The organism is Massilia agrisoli (assembly GCF_020831365.1).
Taxonomy (GTDB): domain Bacteria; phylum Pseudomonadota; class Gammaproteobacteria; order Burkholderiales; family Burkholderiaceae_D; genus Telluria_A; species Telluria_A agrisoli.
Window position 1 is genome coordinate 339,201 of record NZ_JAJHPV010000014.1, and the last position, 20,341, is coordinate 359,541.

Sequence of the window (20,341 nt, forward strand, 5' to 3'; positions counted from 1 at the left end):
CGAGGAGAAATTACCGAGGTTTGGACGCAACGATGTGGCCACGCGCTGGCGGCCACCCAGGTGCAGCATGTTTAACGAACCCCTTGCCCGTCTCGTCAGGTGCCCTCGTCGTCGCCACCCACCTCCACGTCGCCGTAGGTCAGGCCAATGGCCTCTTCATACCAGGTCTGTACCAGCGCCAGGTGCTCCCGTTCGTCATTTAATGCCACGGTAAAGTTGGTCACCATGTCGGTCAGTCCGTGTTCATCGGCCAGCGCTATCAGGGTTTCCCATCCGGCCTTGTCGCTCAGTTCGGCCGTGACGATGGCGTGCAGCGACTGGGCAATGCTGGTGCGCGGGTCATTGAGCACCTGTACCAGTCCCATCGATTCGACGCCGCACAGGTCGGCGCTTGGCGTCTGCGAGGTGGGATCGCCGCCCAGCGCGTCAATGGCATCGGCCACCATCAGGAAGTGGCGCGCCTCGTCTTCGCGGATATCCTCGAGGTCGTCGATCGTCATGCTGATTTCGGTATCGTCCAGCATGACCGCGCATTTGGTGATCAGGGCGTCATAAAGCCGGGTGCCGGTCCGTTCGAACGCCAGGCGCTCGCCCAGTTTGTCGAGCAAGATCTGCGGGCTTTGGCCCTTGAGCATGTCCATGCCGATGCTCACCATGCCGGTCACGGTGCCGGGAAGCGGTACCGAGCCCAGCGAATCGGCAGCGGCGATATAGGGACTGCGCAGGTCCGCCATGGGCGAATCGTCGCCTTCGTTGCCTTGCATGAGGTCCGGGTCAACGTCGGTCATGGCCTTGCTGTCGATCGGCGACATCTGGATCCCGGTCCGGTTCATTCCAATATGTTCAGTATGTGTGCTCATCATTCCTCCCTGGCCGGCGCGTCAACTCACTGTATGCGCACGCCTGGCGTCGTCCATTTCTTCCGGTTGAGTTCCGTGCCCGGCGCCCAGACATAGCCGGACGCGACGGTGTCGCTTGGCGAGCCCTCGGCATTGACCAGCGAGCGGTAGCGTTGCGACAGCGCGCTCTCGTTGGCCTTGTCGACAAACTGGGTGCCGCTGGTCCGCACGTCGATCTCGCTGGCCAATACTTTGCGGACGTAGTCGCGCTGGCTGCGGAATTCGAGCGGGCTGTCGAAGTTAGCGGTAATGATTTCGCCGGGATCGCGGTTTTCGAACTGCTTGAGCGCGTCGCACGCCATGTGGAAATGCCCCAGCTCGTAGTCGAGGAAGCGCTCCCAGATCTTGCGCACGTGGTGATTGGACTCCTGCTCGACGCAGCTGTAGTACAGGTAGCATTCATTGGCCTCGTGCAGCACCCATTGCTCCAGCCAGGTTTCGCTGGGGTCGAGGATGGACGAGTACTGCGTGACGTGCTGTTCTTCCACCGAGGCGATCTCGGCGTAGAGCTGGCGCGCCAGCGGGTCCGAGAACAGCGGGCCGATATTCATATAGTAGTCGTGGGTCTGGTATTCGCCGGCGACGATGGTCAGCGCGTGCAGCTTGGTAAGCAGGTCGGCGGTTTTGGATACGTACGGACGCCGCAGGTCGTCTTCCGGAGCACGGTGGTGTTCGCTCGTGGCCCGCCCGTGCATGATGTCCGTGTAGCTTTGCAGGATGTTATTGGGGTCCTTGCCCTCCAGCCGGTCGAGCAGGGCCGAGTAGCGGTACAGGTGGTCAAAGTCTTCCAGCAGGCCGAAGCGGTAGACCTGGGCCAGGTAATTGTCCGGTTCGCGCTGGGCGACGGCGGCGGTGACCTCGATGGCGGTCTGTTCGTACGCGATGGTGGTCTCGAGCGGCGAATGGTCGGCCGCGATCAGCCAGTTGACCAGGGTTGCCTGGTGCTGCTCAATGCGGCGCACCTTGGCCATCGGCTGGCGTAGGGCCAGGTTATTGCGGGCGGCCATGTGGCCGAAACGCAGGGCTTCGTTCTCGAGCCCGTTGATCAGGATGACGCGGATGCGCGTAAAGGCGTCATCGTCAAGTTTGCTAATGGGTTTCTGGACCATGTCGCGCCAGCTAAAGTGCTGGTTATCGACATGGATTCCCTTGGAGTCGAATAAACTAAAAGCCATGGTCTGCTCCTTTGCGGACGGAAGCCGCCTTCTTTCGATTTGCCGGAGGTGGGCCAAGTTCAATCAATTTTTCGCATGCGGGGGGCGATTCAATTGTGCAAGTCCTATTCATGGATGAGCTTTGTGTGGCACACTTCGTGCTCTTATATAAACTTCGGACTCCATGAGCATCATCCACAAATTGCCGTATGAATGGCTGGTCGGGCTGCGCTACACGCGCGCTGGCCGCCGCAGCGGCCGCAACAGTTTTATATCGTTTATCTCGCTCATTTCGGTGGCCGGCATTGCGCTTGGCGTCGCCGCCCTGATCGTCGTGCTGTCCGTGATGAACGGCTTCCAGAAGGAGGTCACCGACCGCATGCTGTCGGTGCTGGCCCATATTGAAGTGTTCGATGCCCGCGGCGCGATGCCGAACTGGCAGCAGGCTTCGAAGGAAGCCTTCGCCAACCCGGCGGTCAAAGGCGCGGCCCCGTTTGTCGAAACCCAGGGCATGCTACTGCAGGACGGCGTGATGCGTCCTTCGGTCATCCGCGGCATCCTGCCGTCGGAAGAGCACAAGGTGTCGGACGTGGCCAAGAACGTCAAGCGCGGCAGCCTCGATTCGCTGCAGCCTGGATCATTCAATATCGTGATGGGCTATGCGCTGGCGCGATCGCTCAACGTGGACATGGGCGACAAGGTCACCATGATGCTGGCGCAGGCCCAGACCACGCCGGCCGGCGTGCTGCCGCGTACCCGCTCGTTTACCGTGTCCGGCATTTTCGAGGCAGGCCACTTTGAGTTCGATTCGGGCCTTGCCTTCATCAATATCGACGACGCACAGAAGATGGAGCGCCTGGAAGCACCGTCCGGCGTGCGCCTTCGCATCGAGGACATGCACCGCGCGCCTTTCGTGGCCAATGAGCTGGCCAAGTCGATGTCGGGCGACCTCTTGATCCGTGACTGGTCCAAGCAAAACGCCAACTGGTTCGCGGCGGTGCAGACCGAGAAGAAGATGATGTTCATTATCCTGACGCTGATCATCGCCGTCGCCGCCTTCAACCTCGTCTCGACCCTGGTGATGACAGTGACCGACAAGCAGGCCGATATCGCCATCCTGCGCACGCTCGGTTCGTCGCCGCGTTCGATCATGAAGATCTTCATGATCCAGGGCGCGCTGGTCGGCATCATGGGCACCGCGCTTGGTGTCGGTTTCGGCGTGCTGGTGGCGCTGAACATCGACGTCATCGTGCCGTTCATCGAGCGGCTGCTGGGCGTCCAGTTCCTGTCCAAGGACATCTACCTGATCAGCGCCTTGCCGTCCGACCTGCGCTGGCTCGATGTCGCAAAAATCGGCGGCATGTCGGTGGTGCTGGCCTTTGTCGCCACGCTGTATCCAAGCTACTCGGCGGCTCGCGTAAAACCAGCGGAGGCCCTGCGCTATGAATAATACGAACAACACGCCGGTCCTTGCATGCAAGGGCCTGGGCAAGACCTTCACCCAGGGCAGCTACTCCGTCCCGGTCCTGAATAACATCGATTTTGCGATCTATCGCGGCGAGCGCGTCGCCATCGTGGGCGCGTCCGGTTCCGGCAAGTCGACCTTGCTGCACCTGCTGGGAGGGCTCGATACGCCGACCACCGGATCGGTCACCCTCATGGGCGAAGACTTCGCCAACCTGTCGGAGACGCGCCGCGGCGAACTGCGCAACAACATGCTCGGTTTCGTCTACCAGTTCCATCACCTGCTGCCTGAATTCTCGGCGCTCGACAACGTCGCCATGCCGCTGATGATCCGCCGCGAGAAGCGCGCCGTGGCGGTGGCCAAGGCCGAAGAAATCCTCGCGCGGGTCAACCTGGCCAAGCGCGTGATCCACGTGCCAGGCGAACTGTCGGGCGGCGAGCGCCAGCGCGTGGCACTGGCGCGCGCACTGGTCACCCAGCCAGGCTGCGTGCTGGCCGACGAGCCTACCGGTAACCTCGACCACGCCACGGCGGAACACGTGTTCGACCTGATGCTGGAGCTGTCGAAGTCCCTGGGCACCGCGTTCGTCATCGTCACCCACGACATCGAACTGGCGCGCCGCTGCGACCGCGTGCTGCGCCTGACCGAGAACGGGCTGCAGGAAGCCTGAGATGTGGATCGACACCCACTGCCACCTGGACGCGCACGAATTTGGCGGCGAGTCTTTGGCGGTGGCTGGCCGGGCAGGGGACGCCGGCGTGGGGATGATCGTCATCCCCGCTGTCGACCGCCATAACTTCGAGGTCGTCGCCGGGCTGGCCAGCGAGGCCCCCAACGCCAGCTATGCGCTCGGCATCCATCCTATCTACGTTCCCCAGGCGAGCGAGGACGACCTTGCCGCCATGCGCAAGGCCGTGGAAGCCGCGCTGGCAGACCCGCGCTTTGTGGCGGTCGGCGAAATCGGCCTCGATTACTTCATCCCCATGCTATGCGAGAGCGCGATGCGGGAGAAACAGGAATACTTCTTCCGCGAGCAGCTGCGGGTCGCGCGCGACTTTGATTTGCCGGTGCTGATGCACGTGCGCCGTGCGCAAGACCAGGTGCTAAAGCATGTGCGCCAGGTGCGGCCGGCAGGGGGGATCGCCCATGCGTTCAACGGCAGCTTCCAGCAAGCGCAGGCCTTCGTCGACCTCGGCTTCAAGCTTGGCTTTGGCGGCGCGATGACCTTCACGCGCGCGCTGCAGATTCGACGGCTCGCGGCAACGCTGCCGATTGAATCGATTGTGTTGGAAACCGATGCGCCGGACATTTCGCCGGCGTGGGTTCACCCCGCCCGTAACAGCCCTGAGTATTTGCCAGCGATTGGGGCTGTGCTTGGAGAGCTGCGGGGAATGCCGCTGGTGGATGTCAAGGCGGCGACCACTGCAAACGCTCTCGCCGCGCTGCCCCGACTAGGGTAATGAAAATTCAATGCACCTTGCGGCCTTCGATCAGCCCGGGTCCATGTCCGTGGCCTGCCCGGTATAGCGGTACTTGAGCCCCTCGGCGCCGGCGTCGAACAAACGTAGAGCGGCAAATAAGGTAACGACGGTGGTTTCGAGTATAAATTGAGCAGGATATATTTTCGAACCAGGCATCAGTTCGCCGGTTTCTTGTCCGGGCCGGCGATGAACTCGCAATACCTAGATTAGCCGCAAATCAGCATCCAGGAATCACCGCAAACTGCCATGTTTCTCCCCAGCGAGTTGTTATGCGTTGTGCGATCCTTGGTTTTGCTTTCGGCATAGCGCTGCTGCAGACTCGTCCCTCGCTGCCCGAGAGCACGACGCTGGCTGGTGCTGCGGCGATTGCAGTGCTGTTGTCGTATTGGCGGGGTGCGCTGCATGCCGCAGCGGCAGGCGCGTTGCTGGGGTATTGCTGGGCCGCGATGCTGGCTGCACTGGCCCTGGCGCCACAGCTGAATAGGGCTGACGAAGGCGCCGATATCACGGTGATCGGCACCATCGACAGCCTTCCATACGAATTCGACCAGGGTGTACGCTTTAACTTCGCCGTAGAACAGGCGCGCGGCGCGCGCTTTCCAGTACCTCCGCGCGTCGCGCTTGCGTGGTACACGGGCTTTCGCGGCGCAACCCGGCAAGTCGGGGCGGTCCGGCCGGGCGAGCGCTGGCAGCTCAAGGTGCGCCTGCAACGCCCGCATGGCAACGCCAACCCTCACGGTTTCGATTACGAGGCCTGGCTGCTGCAGCAGGGCTTACGCGCAACCGGATACGTGCGCGCCGACAGCGGCACGAACAAGCGCCTGGACAGCTTCGCCTTCAGCCTGTCGAACCTCGTTCAGCATTGCCGTGCCGTGCTGCGCGACCGAATCCGCCGCGCACTCGACGGCAAGCCCTATGCCGGCGTGATCGTTGCCCTCGTCGTCGGCGACCAGCGCGCCATCGGGCAGTCGGACTGGAAGGTGTTCAACCGAACCGGCATCAGCCATCTCGTATCGATCTCCGGACTCCATATCACCATGGTCGCAGGACTGTTCGCGTTCGTCGCGTCCAGCCTGTGGCGCCGTTCTTTCTTCACGCAAGCGCAGCTGCCTTTGCTGATCCCCGCACAGAAAGTCGCCGCGCTGGCCGGTGCCGGGGTCGCGCTTCTGTATGTGCTGCTCGCCGGGTTTGGCATACCCGCGCAACGCACGCTGTACATGCTGGCCGTCGTCGCCGCCGCGCTCTGGTCCGGACGGATCACCAACGTCTCGCATGTGCTGTGTGCGGCCCTTGGCGTGGTTGTGCTGCTTGATCCATGGGCCGTCCTGTCGCCCGGCTTCTGGCTGTCCTTCGGCGCCGTCGCATTCATCCTGTACGCGGGTAGCGGCCGTACCAGGCCGCGCGGAAGCCGCCTGGCGGGCGCGTTGCGCGCTGGAGCGCACACGCAGTACGTGGTGACGATCGGCCTGGTGCCGCTGACGATGCTGCTATTCTCCCAAGTGTCGCTGGTCAGCCCGCTCGCGAACGCGCTGGCGATTCCGCTGGTGAGCTTCATCGTCACACCGCTGTCACTTGCCGGAAGCCTGCTGCCAATACCGCTGTCCAATATCCTGCTTGGCGCCGCCCACCTGGTGATGGAAGGGCTTGCAGTGATTCTCGCCTGGATGGGGGAGATGCGCTTTGCGGTATGGAGCGCGCCGGTACCCGATCCATGGATGTTTGCCTTTGCGCTCGCGGGGACCGTGTGGATGCTGGCCCCACGCGGCTGGCCTGTGCGCTGGATTGGCGCCGCCGGGTGGCTGCCGCTCCTGGCCAACCTCCCCGCATACCCGCCTGAAGGCGAGATGCACGTCACCGCATTCGACGTGGGGCAGGGGACCGCTTTGCTGGTGGAGACCACCAGCCATCGCCTGCTCTACGACACCGGTCCCCTGTATTCGAGCGAATCGAACGGTGGCGACCGGGTCATCCTGCCGTACTTGCGGGCCCGCGGGATTGAAAGGCTCGATGCCGTGATCGTGTCGCATAGCGACGTCGATCACGCGGGAGGCGCCCTTGCCGTCCTCGACGCCGTGAAAACTGGCTGGGTGGCGTCGTCGCTCTGGCATGATCATCCAATCGTCAAGGCTGCGGTGTCACACCGGCGCTGCGTCGCTGGCCAAAGCTGGTCATGGGATGGGATTCGCTTCGAGATGCTGCATCCGACGGCCGCAAGCTACGTCGACACCAGCCTCAAGGCAAACGCACGCAGTTGCACCTTGCGGATCACATCGGGCAGGCATTCGATCCTGCTTGCTGGCGACATTGAAGCGGCCCAGGAGGCAGAGCTCCTGGCGAGAAGTGCCGGCCACCTGCGATCGCACGTTCTGCTCGCGCCGCACCACGGTAGCGGCACGTCGTCAACGCCCGCTTTCCTCGCGGGCGTGAGTCCCGGGATTGCGCTGTTCCAGGTCGGTTACCGCAACCGGTACCGGCATCCGAAAACAGAGGTGATTGAGCGGTACGCAAAGATGGGTATCGACCGCCTGCGCACCGATGAAACCGGGGCGGTAAGGTTCACCTTTGGCGAGCGCATCGCGGCGACAGCGTACCGCCGCGAGCACGCGCGCTACTGGCACATGCGCTAGAGCGCCGCTACTAGATTAATCCTTCTAACCGGGTTTGGGCAATCGCATTACAATTCACGCCATGACAAAACCCCTGCTGCACTTCAGTCACGGCAACAGCTACCCGGCTGGCGCCTACAGCCGCTTCTTCGATTACCTGCGTGCCGACTACGATATCCGATGCGTCGACATGCACGGCCACGACCCGCGCTACCCTGTCACCGACGGCTGGCCCGAACTGGTCGCCGAGCTGATCGAACAGCTGGAAAGCTATGGACAGCCAGCGATCCTGGTCGGCCATTCGCTCGGCGGCATGCTAAGCATGATGGCGGCGAAGCAGCGCCCGGAGCTGGTGCGCTGCGTGGTGATGCTGGACTCGCCGGTAGTGGCTGGCTGGCGCGCCTGGCTGTGGCGCATTGTGAAGTGGCTCGGCCACGCCGACCGCTTTTCGCCTGCAAAATTCTCGCGCCGGCGGCGTAACATCTGGCCAGACCGGGCCGCCGCCTACGAACACTTCAACTCCAAGGATATGTTTGCGGCCTGGGCCCCGGGCGTGCTCGATGCCTATCTTGAGCATGGCCTGAAGCCCCATCCGGACGGCGGCGTCGAGCTGCGTTTTTCTCGCGAGGTCGAAACAGAGATTTACAACGCGCTCCCGCACCACATGGGCAGCGTAACGGGTAAGCGCTTCCCGGTGCCGATCGGCTTTATCGCGGGGACCAATTCGGTCGAGCTGCGGCAGGCGGGGCGCGGCGCCACGCGCCAGCTGGTAGGGAATAACTTCGTCGAAATCGAGGGCGGACACCTGTTCCCGATGGAGTCGCCCGAACTGACCGCAAAACTGACCCGCGACATGATCGAACGGCTGCTGCGCCAGGCCGATCAACCTGCCTGAATTTTTTTCGCGTAAAATCGCTGGATTCCTTTTTTACCCGAAGACTCCAGCGATGACTATCAAGAGCGACAAATGGATCCGCCGCATGGCCGAATCCACCGGCATGATCGAACCGTTCTCACCTAACCAGGTGCGTGAAGAAGAAGGGCGGCGCATCATCTCCTACGGCACCTCCTCGTACGGCTACGACATCCGCTGCGCCGACGAATTCAAGGTGTTCACCAACATTAACAGCACCATCGTCGACCCGAAGAATTTCGACTCGAATTCGTTCGTCGACATCAAGAGCGACGTTTGCATCATTCCGCCAAATTCGTTCGCGCTGGCGCGTACCATCGAATACTTCCGCATCCCGCGCAATGTGCTGACCGTCTGCCTCGGCAAATCGACCTACGCGCGCTGCGGCATTATCGTCAACGTGACGCCGTTCGAGCCTGAGTGGGAAGGCTACGTGACGCTGGAGTTCTCCAACACCACGCCGCTGCCGGCAAAGATCTACGCGGGCGAAGGCTGCGCGCAGGTTCTGTTCTTCGAAAGCGATGAAGTGTGCGAAACCTCGTACAAGGACCGCGGCGGGAAGTACCAGGGCCAGCATGGCGTGACGCTGCCAAAGGCGTAAAAAAAAGGAACCGCGAGGTTCCTTTTTTTTGCCTGCAGCGGGCGAGTTCGGCGGATGCGCGCTGCGCGCTTATCCGCCCTACGGTTGCGTGCAACCGGCCGCCGCTTTTATGCGTCCTGCTTCACGCAGTCGACGAAGTAGCCCATCTTGCCGTCCACTTCGCGCTTGACCAGGCCGTGCACGTCGGTCTCGAAGCCCGGGAAGCGCTCGTTGAAGTCGCGTGCGAAGCGCAGGTAGTCGACGATGGTCTTGTTGAAGCGCTCGCCCGGGATCAGCAGCGGAATGCCCGGCGGGTAAGGCGTCAGCAGGATCGCCGTAATGCGGCCTTCCAGCTCCTCGATGGACACGCGCTCGATTTCGCGGTGCGCCATCTTGGCAAACGCGTCCGACGGCTTCATCGCAGGGACCATGTCCGACAGGTACATCTCGGTGGTCAGGCGCGCCACGTCATAGTTCTTGTAGAAGTCGTGGATCGACTGGCACAGGTCGCGCAGGCCCCAGGATTCGTAGCGCGGGTTCGCTGCCGCAAACTCCGGCAGGATGCGCCACATCGGCTGGTTCTTGTCGTAGTCGTCCTTGAACTGCTGCAGCGCAGTGACCAGCGTGTTCCAGCGGCCCTTGGTGATACCGATTGTGAACATGATGAAGAACGAGTATAGGCCGCACTTCTCGATGATGACGCCGTGCTCGGCGAGGTACTTGGTCACGATCGACGCAGGAATGCCGGAGTCGCCGAACTGGCCGTCCAGCGACAGGCCAGGCGTGACCACGGTCGCCTTGATCGGGTCGAGCATATTGAAGCCCGGCGCCAGCTTGCCGAAGCCGTGCCAGGTGTCTTCGGCGCGGATCATCCAGTCGTCCTGGGTGCCGATGCCTTCTTCGCAGAAGGTGTCCGGGCCCCAGACCTTGAACCACCAGTCGTTGCCGAATTCGGCGTCGACCTTCTTCATCGCGCGGCGGAAGTCCAGCGCTTCGAAGATCGACTCTTCCACCAGCGCGGTGCCGCCTGGCGCTTCCATCATCGCAGCGGCGACGTCGCACGAGGCGATGATCGAATACTGCGGCGAGGTCGAGGTGTGCATCAGGTAGGCCTCGTTGAACGCGTCCTGGTCCAGCTTGACCGATTCAGATTCGCGCACCAGCACTTGCGACGCCTGCGACAGGCCGGCGAGCAGCTTGTGGGTCGACTGGGTCGAGAAGATCATCGACTCCTTGGCGCGCGGACGGTCCTTGCCGATTGCGTGCATGTTCTTGTAGAAGTCGTGGAAGGTCGCATGCGGCAGCCACGCTTCGTCGAAGTGCAGGGTGTCGATCTTACCGTCCAACATCTCGCGCAGGGTCTCGACGTTGTATACCACGCCGTCGTAGGTCGACTGGGTGATGGTCAGGATGCGCGGCTTCTTGTTGACGGCCTCGCGCGCGAACGGGTTGGCCTCGATCTTGCGGGCGATCGATTCAGGCGTGAACTCTTCGAGCGGGATCGGGCCGATGATGCCGAGGTGGTTCCGGGTCGGCATCAGGAACACAGGGATCGCGCCGCACATGATGATCGAGTGGAGGATCGACTTGTGGCAGTTGCGGTCGACGACCACGATGTCGCCAGGCGCGACGGTCGAGTGCCAGACCATCTTGTTCGAAGTCGAGGTGCCGTTGGTGACGAAGTAGCAGTGGTCGGCGTTGAAGATGCGCGCCGCATTGCGCTCGGACTTGGCGACCGGGCCGGTGTGGTCGAGCAGCTGGCCCAGTTCTTCGACCGCGTTGCAGACGTCGGCGCGCAGCATGTTCTCGCCGAAGAACTGGTGGAACATCTGGCCGATCGGCGACTTCAGGAAGGCCACGCCGCCCGAGTGGCCAGGGCAGTGCCAGGAATACGAACCGTCGTTGGCGTAGTTGACCAGCGCGCGGAAGAACGGCGGGGCGAGGCCGTCCAGGTAGGACTTCGCTTCGCGGATGATGTGGCGTGCCACGAACTCCGGCGTGTCCTCGAACATGTGGATGAAGCCGTGCAGCTCCTTGAGCACGTCGTTCGGGATGTGGCGCGAGGTGCGCGTTTCGCCGTAGATGTAGATAGGGATGTCCGCATTCTTGTGGCGGATCTCCTGCACGAAGGCGCGCAGGGCGGTCAGGGCGAAGTTGGTCTCTTCAATCGAGCCCTCGCCAAATTCCTCATCGTCGATCGACAGCACGAAGGCCGACGCGCGCGACTGCTGCTGCGCGAACTGCGACAGGTCGCCGTAGCTGGTCAGGCCAAGCACTTCCATGCCTTCCTTTTCCATCGCGGCCGCGAGTGCGCGAATGCCGAGGCCGGATGTGTTCTCGGAACGAAAATCCTCGTCGATAATGACGATTGGGAAACGAAATTTCATGGACAGCTCCAAAGCGAAGCGCCGCGAGGGCTGTCACTGGCAAAATGCAGGACGTCGCTCACGGCACCGAAAAAAATAAGAAGCGGATTTTCGCAGAAATGTCCGCAATCCGGTGAAAAACTTTTGTAAGAGTAACCACTACTTGCCGGGTTTGGCGCACTCTTGCAAATCTGTAAATAAAACGCTCAATTCCGCTCGTACGTCACGTAGGAAAAATCGAAACCGTTGGCGTCCGAATGCTGGGTTACCCGCGCCGTTTCCCGCCACGCGCCCGGGGCGAGCTCCGGGAAGAAGGTGTCGCACTCGAAGGTGTGCTCGATCTCGGTGACGATCATGCGGTCGGCCAGCGGCAGCGACTCGTTGAAGATCTGCGCGCCGCCGATGATGGACGCCGGCTCGTCGCCAACGATGGCGATGGCCGCGGGCAGCGACGTGACGGCTTCCACGCCTTCATGGCGCCAGTCGGGATTGCGCGTGACGACGATGTTGCGGCGGCCGGGCAGCGGGCGTCCGATCGAATCGAAGGTCTTGCGGCCCATGATGATCGGATGGCCGAGGGTCACGCGCTTGAAGTGCGCGAGGTCCTCGGGCAGGTGCCAGGGCAGGGTGTTATTGACGCCGATGCCGCGTTTGGCGTCGATGGCGACGACGATGGTCAGCTGGGTCATGTTACACCGCCACTGGCGCTTTGATCGCCGCTTGCGGCTCGTAGCCGGTGACTTCGAAGTCCTCGAATTTGTAGTCGAACAGCGAATCAGGCTTGCGCTTGATGACCAGCTGCGGCAGCGGGCCAGGGGTGCGCGAGAGCTGCAGGTCGACCTGCTCCATGTGGTTCGCGTAAAGGTGGCAGTCGCCGCCGGTCCAGACGAAGTCGCCGACCTCGAGGCCCGCCTGCTGCGCCATCATGTGGGTCAGCAGCGCGTAGGACGCGATATTGAACGGCACGCCGAGGAAGATGTCGGCGCTGCGCTGGTACAGCTGGCACGACAGCTTGCCGTCGGCGACATAGAACTGGAACAAGGCGTGGCAAGGCGGCAGCTTCATCTGCGGGATGTCGGCCACGTTCCAGGCCGAGACCATCATGCGGCGCGAGTCCGGGTTGTTCCTGATCTGGTCGAGCACCTGCGAGATCTGGTCGATGTGGCCGCCGTCGGGTGCCGGCCAGTTGCGCCACTGGTAACCGTAGATGGGGCCCAGGTTGCCTTCCGCGTCTGCCCACTCGTCCCAGATCGAGACGCCGTTTTCCTTCAGGTAGGCGATATTGGTCGAACCGGCAAGGAACCAGATCAGTTCATGGATGATGGATTTGAGGTGCACCTTCTTGGTCGTCAGCAGGGGGAAACCCTCCTGCAGATTGAAGCGCATCTGGTGGCCGAAGACTGAACGCGTGCCGGTGCCGGTGCGGTCGGTCTTCTCGGTGCCATGGTCGCGGACATGGCGCATGAAATCAAGGTATTGGCGCATCGAGGGGCTCTTATGGTGAAGGCGTGATTGTAACTCAGGCGGTCTTTTCGATGGCGGCGCACAGCAAGTCCAGGGCCGTGCGGACCGCATGGTCGGGCATGCCAGTCAGGTTGTCGCCCACATAGAGCTCGACGACGCTGGTGCCAGGCAGGGCGCCATGGGCGGCGCGGCCGAACAGCCAAACCTTGTGGTCGCGCGCGATGTCGTTGCGGATTGCCAGCGCGCGCTCGCGCGACACCGGCAGGTGCAGGTGAAGCATGTTCGCCTGCGGCGAGGCCGGATTCACCTTGATCGAGGGGTAATCGCGCAGCGTCTCGTACAGGCGCTCGGTGCGGCGGAAGTACAGCGGCATCTGCGCCAGCCGCTGCTCGAACTGCATCGCGGCGGCGACGACGTAGGGCGAGCGGTGGATCACGTTGCCGCCCTGGCGGCGGAACCACTCCGCCGCGCGCGCGACAAAGCTCGCGCTACCGGCGAGCATGGCGCCACCGAGGCCGCCGATGCCTTTATACAGGGAGACGTAGCACGAATCGAAACCCGCCGCGATCTCCTGTGCCGGCCGGTTGTAGCCGGCAGCGGCCTCCCACAGGCGGGCGCCGTCCATGTGCAGGTGGACGTTGCGGTTGCGGCAGTGGGCCTTGATCGCCTCCAGCTCGTCCCATGACGGCGCCTGTCCGCCGATTTCGCGCATCGGCAGTTCAAGGCCGACGGCGCCGAGCCGGTCGGGAATCGTGGCGAGGTCCGCGGCGGTAAAGGGCCGGTGACGGTCGCCCACATGGAGCGCATCGAAATGCCCGAGCAGCTGGTAGTTGGATTTTTCGTGGACAAAGATATGCGAGGTCGGATGCAAGGCAACCAGGCGGCTGGCGCGATCCTCGCAAGCCAGGCGCAGTGCGGTGACCTGGGCCATGGTCCCGCTGATGCAGAACACCGCCGCCTCAAAGCCAAGCAGGCTGGCGACCTTCTGCTCGAACTGCTGGATCAGTTCGCCGCTGCCATACACATCGTGCGCGACATCGTTAGCCTCGCACCAGGCGGCCATCGCCGAAAACATCTCCGCAGGCGTTCGCGCGCGGTGCCCCGGCAATACCGTATGACATTGTTTCAACAATTCAGCATCGGTCACGCAAAATCCTCTAGGAAAATCGGAGTCTGTCCCCGGGGGGACGGACCCCGAACTGGAGCAACATTGCCAAAATCGGGGTCAGACCACCGCCAACGGAACATTGCCAAAATCGGGGTCAGACCACCGCCAACGGGACATTGCCAAAATCGGGGTCAGACCACCGCCAACGGGAAATCTTTCAAAAAATCGGTGGTCTGACCCCGGTTTTGGAAATTTTCAACAATTCAGTATCGGTCACGCAAAATCCTCTTGGACAATCGGGCTCTGTCCCCGGGGACGGACCCCGAACTGGAGCAACATTGCCAAAATCGGGGTCAGACCACCGCCAACGGGAAATCTTTCAAAAAATCGGTGGTCTGACCCCGATTTTGGAAATTAATGGGTTACGTGTACGCTGTGAAATTGTAAGGCGGCCAGGTTGGCGTAGACGCCGCCGAGCGCGACCAGCGAGGCGTGCGTGCCAGTTTCGACGATCTTGCCGTCTTCCATGACGATGATGCGGTCGGCGCGCTGCACCGTCGCGAGGCGGTGCGCGATGATCACCGTCGTGCGGCCAACCATCGCCGCTTCCAGCGCGCTTTGCACCAGGCGTTCGGATTCGGCGTCGAGGGCGCTGGTCGCTTCGTCGAGCAGCAGCAGCGGGGGATTCTTCAGCAGCGCGCGCGCAATTGCGATGCGCTGACGCTGGCCGCCCGACAGCCGCACGCCGCGCTCGCCGAGGAAGGACTTGTAACCCTGCGGCAGGCGCTCGATGAATTCGTGGGCCGCCGCCATCTTCGCGGCCGCAATCACTTCGTCGTCCGTCGCACCCGCACGGCCGTAGCGGATGTTTTCCATCGCGTCGGCCGAGAAGATCACCGTGTCCTGCGGGACGATGCCAATCGCGTCACGCAGCGCGTGCAAATCAAGCTGGCGGATATCGACACCGTCAAGCGTGATCGAGCCAGCCTGCGGGTCGTAGAAGCGCAGGAACAGCTGGAACAGCGTGGTCTTGCCGGCACCGGATGGGCCGACTACTGCCACCGTTTCACCTGGTTTGATCTGCAGCGTCAGGTGCGCCAGCGCCGCCGTTTCAGGGCGCGATGGGTAGGAGAAGGTGACGTCGTTGAGGGACAGCGCGGCGCCGTTGGCGGTGCGCGCAGGCAGCGCCACCGGTTTCGGCGGGTTCTGGATCGGCGACTTCACCGACAGCAGCTCGAGCAGGCGCTCGGTGGCGCCAGCGGCGCGCTGGGCTTCGCCCATCACTTCGGACAGCGCGCCGATCGAGCCGGCCACGATGGAGGCGTACAGGATGAACTGGCCGAGGTCGCCGCCCGTCATCGCCCCTTCGAGCACCGCATGCGCGCCAAGCCACAGCACGAAGACGATGGTGCCGAACACCAGTACGATGGCGATCATCGTCAGCAGCGAACGGGCGCGGATGCGTTTCATTGCGGTGGAAAACGCGCCTTCGACCGATTTGCCGAAGCGCGCCGATTCGATGTTCTCGTGCGTGAACGACTGGACCGTCGGCATGGCGTTGAGGATTTCGCCTGCCATCGCCGAGGCATCCGCGATACGGTCCTGCGAGGCGCGCGACAGCGTGCGTACGCGGCGGCCGAACAGCACGATGGGCACGACCACCAGCACCAGCAGGCCGAGAATGATGGACGACAGCTTCACGCTGGTCACAAACAGCATCACCAGGCCGCCCAGGAACAGCAGCATGTTGCGCAGGGCGACAGAGATGCTGGTGCCCACCACCGCCTGGATCAGGGTGGTGTCGGTGGTGATGCGCGACAGGACTTCGCCAGTCTGGGTGGTCTCGAAAAATTCGGGGCTCTGCGTGACAACGTGGCGGTAGACGGCGCTGCGGATGTCGGCGGTAACCCGCTCGCCCAGCCACGACACGGTGTAGAAGCGCGCGGCCGTAGCCACCGCCAGCACGCTGGCGACGGCGAACAGCGCGAGGAAGGTATCGTTGACGTTCTCGATATTGCGCTGGCCGGTCGCGGGTGCGAACCCGTGGTCGATCATCTGCTTGAACGCGTAGGGAATGGCGAGCGTGGCGCCCGCGGCGAACACCAGGGCGATGGCGGCCAAAATGAACTGGCGGCGGTATGGGCGAAGGAAGGGCAGCAGACCCTTGAACGCGGCGAGGCTGCCTTTTTCCGCGCGCGGATCGGGCTGGGTGGTGCTTGTGGTGCTCTTGCTCATCGTGTTAATGCTGTCGTTTTCTGTTGTTTTTAAAGTTTCATCGGCCGGTCGTAGCCAGTCATCTCGAGGTATCCGCGTCCCGCAGCGGCACCGTCGCGGCTGATCGTCACCGCGCCTTCCCAATAGATGGCGCCAGTCGATTGCCGTGAATCGAGTTCCTGGTCTTCCTGCAACGGCTTTACCTGCCAGCGCGTGCCGCCCGTGACGATCGTCGTCGCCACCGGGTACACGGCATTGGTGCGCGGCGATTTCCACCGCGCCTGCGGAATGAAGCTGACCTGATCCGGCGCATACTGCGTAACCTTCCCGGAGGCGTCGCGCAGCATCGCATGACCCCATAGTTTACCACCTTGCTTGCTCCTGATCTGGAAAGCCATCAGGGCCGAGCCGTCGTCGAGGTTGGCGCCGATCCAGTCCCACCCGCTGGCTTCGGGGTCGAGCGCTTCGCTGGACCACTCGTGATCGAGCCATGCCGTCCCTTCGACCTTACCTCCGCCGCCCTTGGCGTGGGCCACAGTGCCGCTTACTTTCAGTTGCGGTTCGCTGTAGTAGTAGCTGGCGTTGCGCGGGTCGGCGCCTTTGCGCGAATAGCCGCCTGCGCCCTGCAGCAGCACCGGCTGGGTGGGCGCGAGGCGAAGGTCCATCGCCACTTGCGAGGCCTTGATGGTGACGGTATAGCTGCCGTCGCCGTTGCGGCGCATGCGCCAGTCGTCGAGTTTGAGGTCGGTGGTGCCGGTTTTGGCGTAGGCCAGCCCGAAGCCCTCGCGCGCGCTGCGCTGGTCGTGGAGTAGCTTGCCGAGCGACGGGTCGGATACGGCCGCATGGGCGATGATCAGCTGCTTCGGCGCGAACGCACTGGGATTGGCCGGGTCATGCTCGGTGCGGCTGCGGAAGAAGGTCACCTGGAAGCCGAGCGGCTTGCCGTCGGCCGTTTTCAGCCAGCCAGTGACGTACCACCACTCGGTACGAAAATCCGGATGCGCGCCGAAATCATGAGGGAACGCCAGCCTGGCGCCCGCGGTGACCGGTGCGAATGCCGGCGGTGCGGCATGGCAGAGCTGCGCCGCGAACAGTATCAGGGCTAACAAAATGCGCATTACCAGTCCTCCCTGACCGCGCGAATGGGGCCACCGGACAGCGCGTAGCGGCCCGACACCAGTGCCGTGAGCACCGATGCGGCCAGCAGCACCGATGCGACGATTGTGATGAGCGGCCAGGGCACATGAAGCTGCATCGACCAGTGGAATGACTGGGGATTGACCACGTAGACGAGGATCAGGCTGATGACGAGCCCCAGTAAAAAACCGCATGCGATGCCGAGCGCCGTCAGCGCGCCGCCTTCCAGCGCCAGGATGCGCAGCACCTGGGCGCGCGTGACGCCGACGTGGCGCAGCATGCCAAATTCCTTTGCCCGCGCCAGGGTTTGCGCCGAAAAGGTGGCGGCGACGCCGGACAGGCCGATGGCGATGGCGATGGCTTCCAGCAGGTAGGTAACGGCAAAGCTGCGGTCGAAGATCGTCAGGCTCATGAGCCGGATGTCTTCGGGCTGCGCATAGTCGAGCGAAGGGCCGAACGGCAGCGCGCGGACCTGCTCCTCGATGCGTGCGGCGGGCACCCCTTGCGCCGTCCAGATTGCGAAGGCGTTGACGCTGGTGTCCTGGGTCAGCGCCCGGTAATCGGCAAGCTGCATTTGTACGGCGCCGGCCTGGCTTGAATAATCACGCCACACGCCGGCGACAAAAAAGTCGTGCATGCGCCCGCCAACCGGGAGCGCGAGCGTGCCGCCTGCCTTGACCCGGTACAGGTCGAGCATCGCTTCCGACACCCAGACCGGCATCGCGCCCTGCGGAACGGGCAGCGACAGCCCTGTCATGACCATGGTCTTGCCAGGTTCGACCGGGTCGATCGGCCGCGCCATCAGCCGCACCGGCGGGCGGGCAGGGTCGAGCAATACCTGGCGCGTACGCTGGAACTCGATGCGGGAAATGCCGGGCACGGACCGGATGGCTGCCTGTTCGGACAGGCCCAGCGTGCCGGCGCCGTTGCTGGATCCGACTTGCACGTACAGGTTGGCCGGTAGCAGCTGCACCAGCCATTCATCGAGCGACACGCGGAAACTCGAGACCATGATCGCCATCGCGACCATCAGGCTGAAGCTGGCCAGCACCCCACCCAGGGCGATGGCGGCCTGGCCGGAGGCGTTGCCAAGCCGTGCGAGGGCGAGCGCCGGAACCGGCGCGGCCGCGCTATTGCGCTGGTAGCGCCGGCTGGCCGCGCCGAACAGGCTGCGCGCCAGGCGCGGCATCAGGCCGATGCCGCCCACCAGCAGCAGGGCAATCGACAGGTAGCCGAGGATCGGCAGTTCGAACAGCGGCGGCGCTTGCGACAGGGCCGCCGCCAGCGCGATGCACAGCAGCGAGGGCCAGATGCGGTCCAGCCGCGACAGCGCCGTTTCATCGGCGCCGGACTTGAGCGCCGCCGCGGGCGCGGCGCGCGCCGCCTCCCATGCCGGCGCCAGGCAGCCTAGCAGCGCCACGCCAAACCCCAGCGCGAAGAACACGGCGGCGGCCACCGGCGTGAACTGCACTTCGGGATTGACGCCCGCGAAGTAGCCGGCGCCAAGGTCGCCGCCAAAGAAGTGCAGCGCCGCTGCGGCCAGCGCGTAACCGCCGACGATGCCGAGCAGCGCGCCGATGACGCCTAGGCTGGCACCCTCGATCAGCACCTGGCGCAGCAGTTCGCGGCGCTCCAGTCCGAGCACCCGCAACAGCGCAAACTGGCCGCGGCGGCGGATGACTGCCAGCGCCTGGGTCGAGAACACCAGGAAGGCGCCGGTGAACAGCGCCACCAGCGCCAGCACGGTCAGGTTGACACGGTACGCGCGGCTCATGCTGTTGGTGCGGCTTTCCTGTTCATCGTCGCCTGGCTGCCCGACCAGGAAACGGCCCGGGAAGTCGCGCTCAAGATCGCGCGCCAGCTCGCGTTCGAAGGCGTCGCGGCTGACGCCATTGCGCAGCTTCAGGTCGACCCGCGACAACTGGCCGAGCTTATTGAAGCGCCACTGGGCCGCGCCAATGTCCATGACGCCGATGCGCTGGCCCGGGGGCGCCTGCAGCATGCCGCCTGCGAAGCGCAGCGTGATCGATGACGTGCCGGCGCGCAGCGGCACCGTCGAACCAGCCTTCACGGCTAGCCATTCGCGCGCGGCAGGAGAGAGGAAGAGCGCGTCGTCGGCCAGCGTATCCATCAGCTTTCCGCTTTCGGCGGCGCCAATCAGGCCTGGCGTGACCTGCACCGCGCGGAAGATGTCGATGCCAATCACCCTGAGCGGTCCCTCCTTGCCGGAAGCGCCGGCCTGGAATTCAAGTACCGGCGAGGCGACCGCGACGTCCGGGTGGGCAGCGAGCCGCGGGTAGACCGACTCGTCGAACCACGCTTCGCGCCCGCTGACCTGGACGTCGGCCTGGCCAGCGATGCTTTTGACGGCGGCGGAAAATTCATTGAACGCGGCGGCGTTGATCAGGTGGACGGCAAATCCCATCGCCACGCCGACCGCGATGGCGATGATCGCGATGATCGCGCGCAGCGGATGGGCGCGCCATTCGCCAACCAGCAGCCAGCGTGACAGGGCGCCTAACGCTGGCATTCAACAGCCATCGCTTCGGCCTGGCGTTGCGCCTTGAGCCGCAGCGCTTCGGTGCCGGGACCGGCGGCTTTGCGCAGGTCTTCCTCGGCCCACTTCAGCTGCAGGCGCAGCTTCTCGCAGCGCGCCTGCTGCGGCGAGACGCGCGCGGCGGCGGCAGGGCGCGCGGCCTTCGCCGCTTGTGCGGCGGCCACGCGCCGCTCCTTGTCGAACGACTCGGCCAGCGCCTTCTGGCGCGCCAGGCGTTCCTTCAGTTCGGGGTCGGGCGGCGGCGGCGGCGGCACGTCGAGCGTGGCCTGGACGCCTGCGTCGCAAGGCTGCCCGCCATAGGTGACCTTGCCCTTGCTGCTGCATTTGTAGACGGTTTGCGCCTTCGCCGCGGCGCACAGCACTAGGCTTGCCAGGACCACCATCGTACGCACCATGA

General features: G+C 63.7%; 16 protein-coding genes. 6 read left to right on the forward strand and 10 right to left on the reverse strand.

Annotated elements, in window-relative coordinates; genetic code table 11:
• Positions 1–95 precede the first annotated feature (95 nt).
• Together LMJ30_RS15880 and LMJ30_RS15885 are read right to left on the reverse strand one after the other, a co-directional pair.
• The gene (locus tag LMJ30_RS15880; protein WP_229433307.1) at positions 96–833 is read right to left on the reverse strand and encodes a ferritin-like domain-containing protein; all 738 of its coding nucleotides are present in this window, start codon (positions 831–833) and stop codon (positions 96–98) included.
• A 53-nt stretch (positions 834–886) separates the two neighbouring features.
• Positions 887–2,074 (reverse strand): hypothetical protein, encoded by a 1,188-nt coding sequence (locus LMJ30_RS15885; RefSeq protein WP_229433308.1) that lies wholly within the window; start codon positions 2,072–2,074, stop codon positions 887–889.
• 163 nt (positions 2,075–2,237) lie between these two features.
• Between LMJ30_RS15885 and LMJ30_RS15890 the strand changes: the two genes are divergently transcribed.
• From LMJ30_RS15890 to dcd, 6 genes are all read left to right on the forward strand, one after another.
• Positions 2,238–3,503, forward strand: a complete 1,266-nt coding sequence (locus tag LMJ30_RS15890; RefSeq protein ID WP_229433309.1) for a lipoprotein-releasing ABC transporter permease subunit — start codon at positions 2,238–2,240, stop codon at positions 3,501–3,503.
• Positions 3,496–4,188, forward strand: coding sequence for a lipoprotein-releasing ABC transporter ATP-binding protein LolD (gene lolD / locus LMJ30_RS15895; protein WP_229433310.1), 693 nt, complete (start codon positions 3,496–3,498; stop codon positions 4,186–4,188). The genes LMJ30_RS15890 and lolD overlap by 8 nt, the downstream gene beginning before the upstream one ends.
• A 1-nt stretch (position 4,189) precedes the next feature.
• Positions 4,190–4,978, forward strand: coding sequence for a TatD family hydrolase (locus LMJ30_RS15900; protein ID WP_229433311.1), 789 nt, complete (start codon positions 4,190–4,192; stop codon positions 4,976–4,978).
• 290 nt (positions 4,979–5,268) lie between these two features.
• Positions 5,269–7,626 (forward strand): DNA internalization-related competence protein ComEC/Rec2, encoded by a 2,358-nt coding sequence (locus LMJ30_RS15905; protein WP_229433312.1) that lies wholly within the window; start codon positions 5,269–5,271, stop codon positions 7,624–7,626.
• Positions 7,627–7,687: 61 nt separating this feature from the next.
• Positions 7,688–8,500 (forward strand): alpha/beta fold hydrolase, encoded by an 813-nt coding sequence (locus LMJ30_RS15910; protein ID WP_229433313.1) that lies wholly within the window; start codon positions 7,688–7,690, stop codon positions 8,498–8,500.
• Between the two features lie 52 nt (positions 8,501–8,552).
• Positions 8,553–9,119 carry a dCTP deaminase gene (gene dcd, locus LMJ30_RS15915; protein WP_229433314.1) on the forward strand — a complete coding sequence of 189 codons (567 nt, stop codon included), beginning with the start codon at positions 8,553–8,555 and terminating at the stop codon, positions 9,117–9,119.
• A 107-nt stretch (positions 9,120–9,226) separates the two neighbouring features.
• Here the strand turns inward: dcd and LMJ30_RS15920 are convergent, their stop codons facing one another.
• From LMJ30_RS15920 to LMJ30_RS15955, 8 genes are all read right to left on the reverse strand, one after another.
• Positions 9,227–11,485 (reverse strand): arginine/lysine/ornithine decarboxylase, encoded by a 2,259-nt coding sequence (locus tag LMJ30_RS15920; protein ID WP_229433315.1) that lies wholly within the window; start codon positions 11,483–11,485, stop codon positions 9,227–9,229.
• Between the two features lie 185 nt (positions 11,486–11,670).
• Positions 11,671–12,153, reverse strand: a complete 483-nt coding sequence (locus LMJ30_RS15925) for a dihydrofolate reductase (RefSeq protein WP_229433316.1) — start codon at positions 12,151–12,153, stop codon at positions 11,671–11,673.
• Position 12,154: 1 nt separating this feature from the next.
• Positions 12,155–12,949, reverse strand: coding sequence for a thymidylate synthase (locus LMJ30_RS15930; RefSeq protein WP_229433317.1), 795 nt, complete (start codon positions 12,947–12,949; stop codon positions 12,155–12,157).
• Between the two features lie 34 nt (positions 12,950–12,983).
• Positions 12,984–14,075 (reverse strand): threonine aldolase family protein, encoded by a 1,092-nt coding sequence (locus LMJ30_RS15935; protein WP_229433318.1) that lies wholly within the window; start codon positions 14,073–14,075, stop codon positions 12,984–12,986.
• A 375-nt stretch (positions 14,076–14,450) separates the two neighbouring features.
• Positions 14,451–16,271 (reverse strand): ABC transporter transmembrane domain-containing protein, encoded by a 1,821-nt coding sequence (locus tag LMJ30_RS15940; protein WP_229433319.1) that lies wholly within the window; start codon positions 16,269–16,271, stop codon positions 14,451–14,453.
• A gap of 29 nt (positions 16,272–16,300) precedes the next feature.
• Entirely contained in the window at positions 16,301–17,368 is a 1,068-nt protein-coding gene (locus LMJ30_RS15945; protein ID WP_229433320.1) for a lipocalin-like domain-containing protein, read from the reverse strand.
• Complete coding sequence (locus LMJ30_RS15950) at positions 17,368–19,917, reverse strand: FtsX-like permease family protein (RefSeq protein ID WP_229433321.1); 2,550 nt, start codon at positions 19,915–19,917, stop codon at positions 17,368–17,370. The genes LMJ30_RS15945 and LMJ30_RS15950 overlap by 1 nt, the downstream gene beginning before the upstream one ends.
• Positions 19,905–20,339, reverse strand: a complete 435-nt coding sequence (locus tag LMJ30_RS15955) for a DUF4124 domain-containing protein (RefSeq protein WP_229433322.1) — start codon at positions 20,337–20,339, stop codon at positions 19,905–19,907. The genes LMJ30_RS15950 and LMJ30_RS15955 overlap by 13 nt, the downstream gene beginning before the upstream one ends.
• Positions 20,340–20,341 lie beyond the last annotated feature (2 nt).

Excerpts from the sequence above, each read along its gene's own strand:
- LMJ30_RS15880 (WP_229433307.1), bottom strand. The coding sequence starts at position 833 with ATGAACCGGACCGGGATCCAGATGTCGCCGATCGACAGCAAGGCCATG.
- LMJ30_RS15885 (WP_229433308.1), bottom strand. The coding sequence starts at position 2,074 with ATGGCTTTTAGTTTATTCGACTCCAAGGGAATCCATGTCGATAACCAG.
- LMJ30_RS15890 (WP_229433309.1), top strand. The coding sequence starts at position 2,238 with ATGAGCATCATCCACAAATTGCCGTATGAATGGCTGGTCGGGCTGCGC.
- lolD (WP_229433310.1), top strand. The coding sequence starts at position 3,496 with ATGAATAATACGAACAACACGCCGGTCCTTGCATGCAAGGGCCTGGGC.
- LMJ30_RS15900 (WP_229433311.1), top strand. The coding sequence starts at position 4,190 with ATGTGGATCGACACCCACTGCCACCTGGACGCGCACGAATTTGGCGGC.
- LMJ30_RS15905 (WP_229433312.1), top strand. The coding sequence starts at position 5,269 with ATGCGTTGTGCGATCCTTGGTTTTGCTTTCGGCATAGCGCTGCTGCAG.
- LMJ30_RS15910 (WP_229433313.1), top strand. The coding sequence starts at position 7,688 with ATGACAAAACCCCTGCTGCACTTCAGTCACGGCAACAGCTACCCGGCT.
- dcd (WP_229433314.1), top strand. The coding sequence starts at position 8,553 with ATGACTATCAAGAGCGACAAATGGATCCGCCGCATGGCCGAATCCACC.
- LMJ30_RS15920 (WP_229433315.1), bottom strand. The coding sequence starts at position 11,485 with ATGAAATTTCGTTTCCCAATCGTCATTATCGACGAGGATTTTCGTTCC.
- LMJ30_RS15925 (WP_229433316.1), bottom strand. The coding sequence starts at position 12,153 with ATGACCCAGCTGACCATCGTCGTCGCCATCGACGCCAAACGCGGCATC.
- LMJ30_RS15930 (WP_229433317.1), bottom strand. The coding sequence starts at position 12,949 with ATGCGCCAATACCTTGATTTCATGCGCCATGTCCGCGACCATGGCACC.
- LMJ30_RS15940 (WP_229433319.1), bottom strand. The coding sequence starts at position 16,271 with ATGAGCAAGAGCACCACAAGCACCACCCAGCCCGATCCGCGCGCGGAA.
- LMJ30_RS15945 (WP_229433320.1), bottom strand. The coding sequence starts at position 17,368 with ATGCGCATTTTGTTAGCCCTGATACTGTTCGCGGCGCAGCTCTGCCAT.
- LMJ30_RS15950 (WP_229433321.1), bottom strand. The coding sequence starts at position 19,917 with ATGCCAGCGTTAGGCGCCCTGTCACGCTGGCTGCTGGTTGGCGAATGG.
- LMJ30_RS15955 (WP_229433322.1), bottom strand. The coding sequence starts at position 20,339 with ATGGTGCGTACGATGGTGGTCCTGGCAAGCCTAGTGCTGTGCGCCGCG.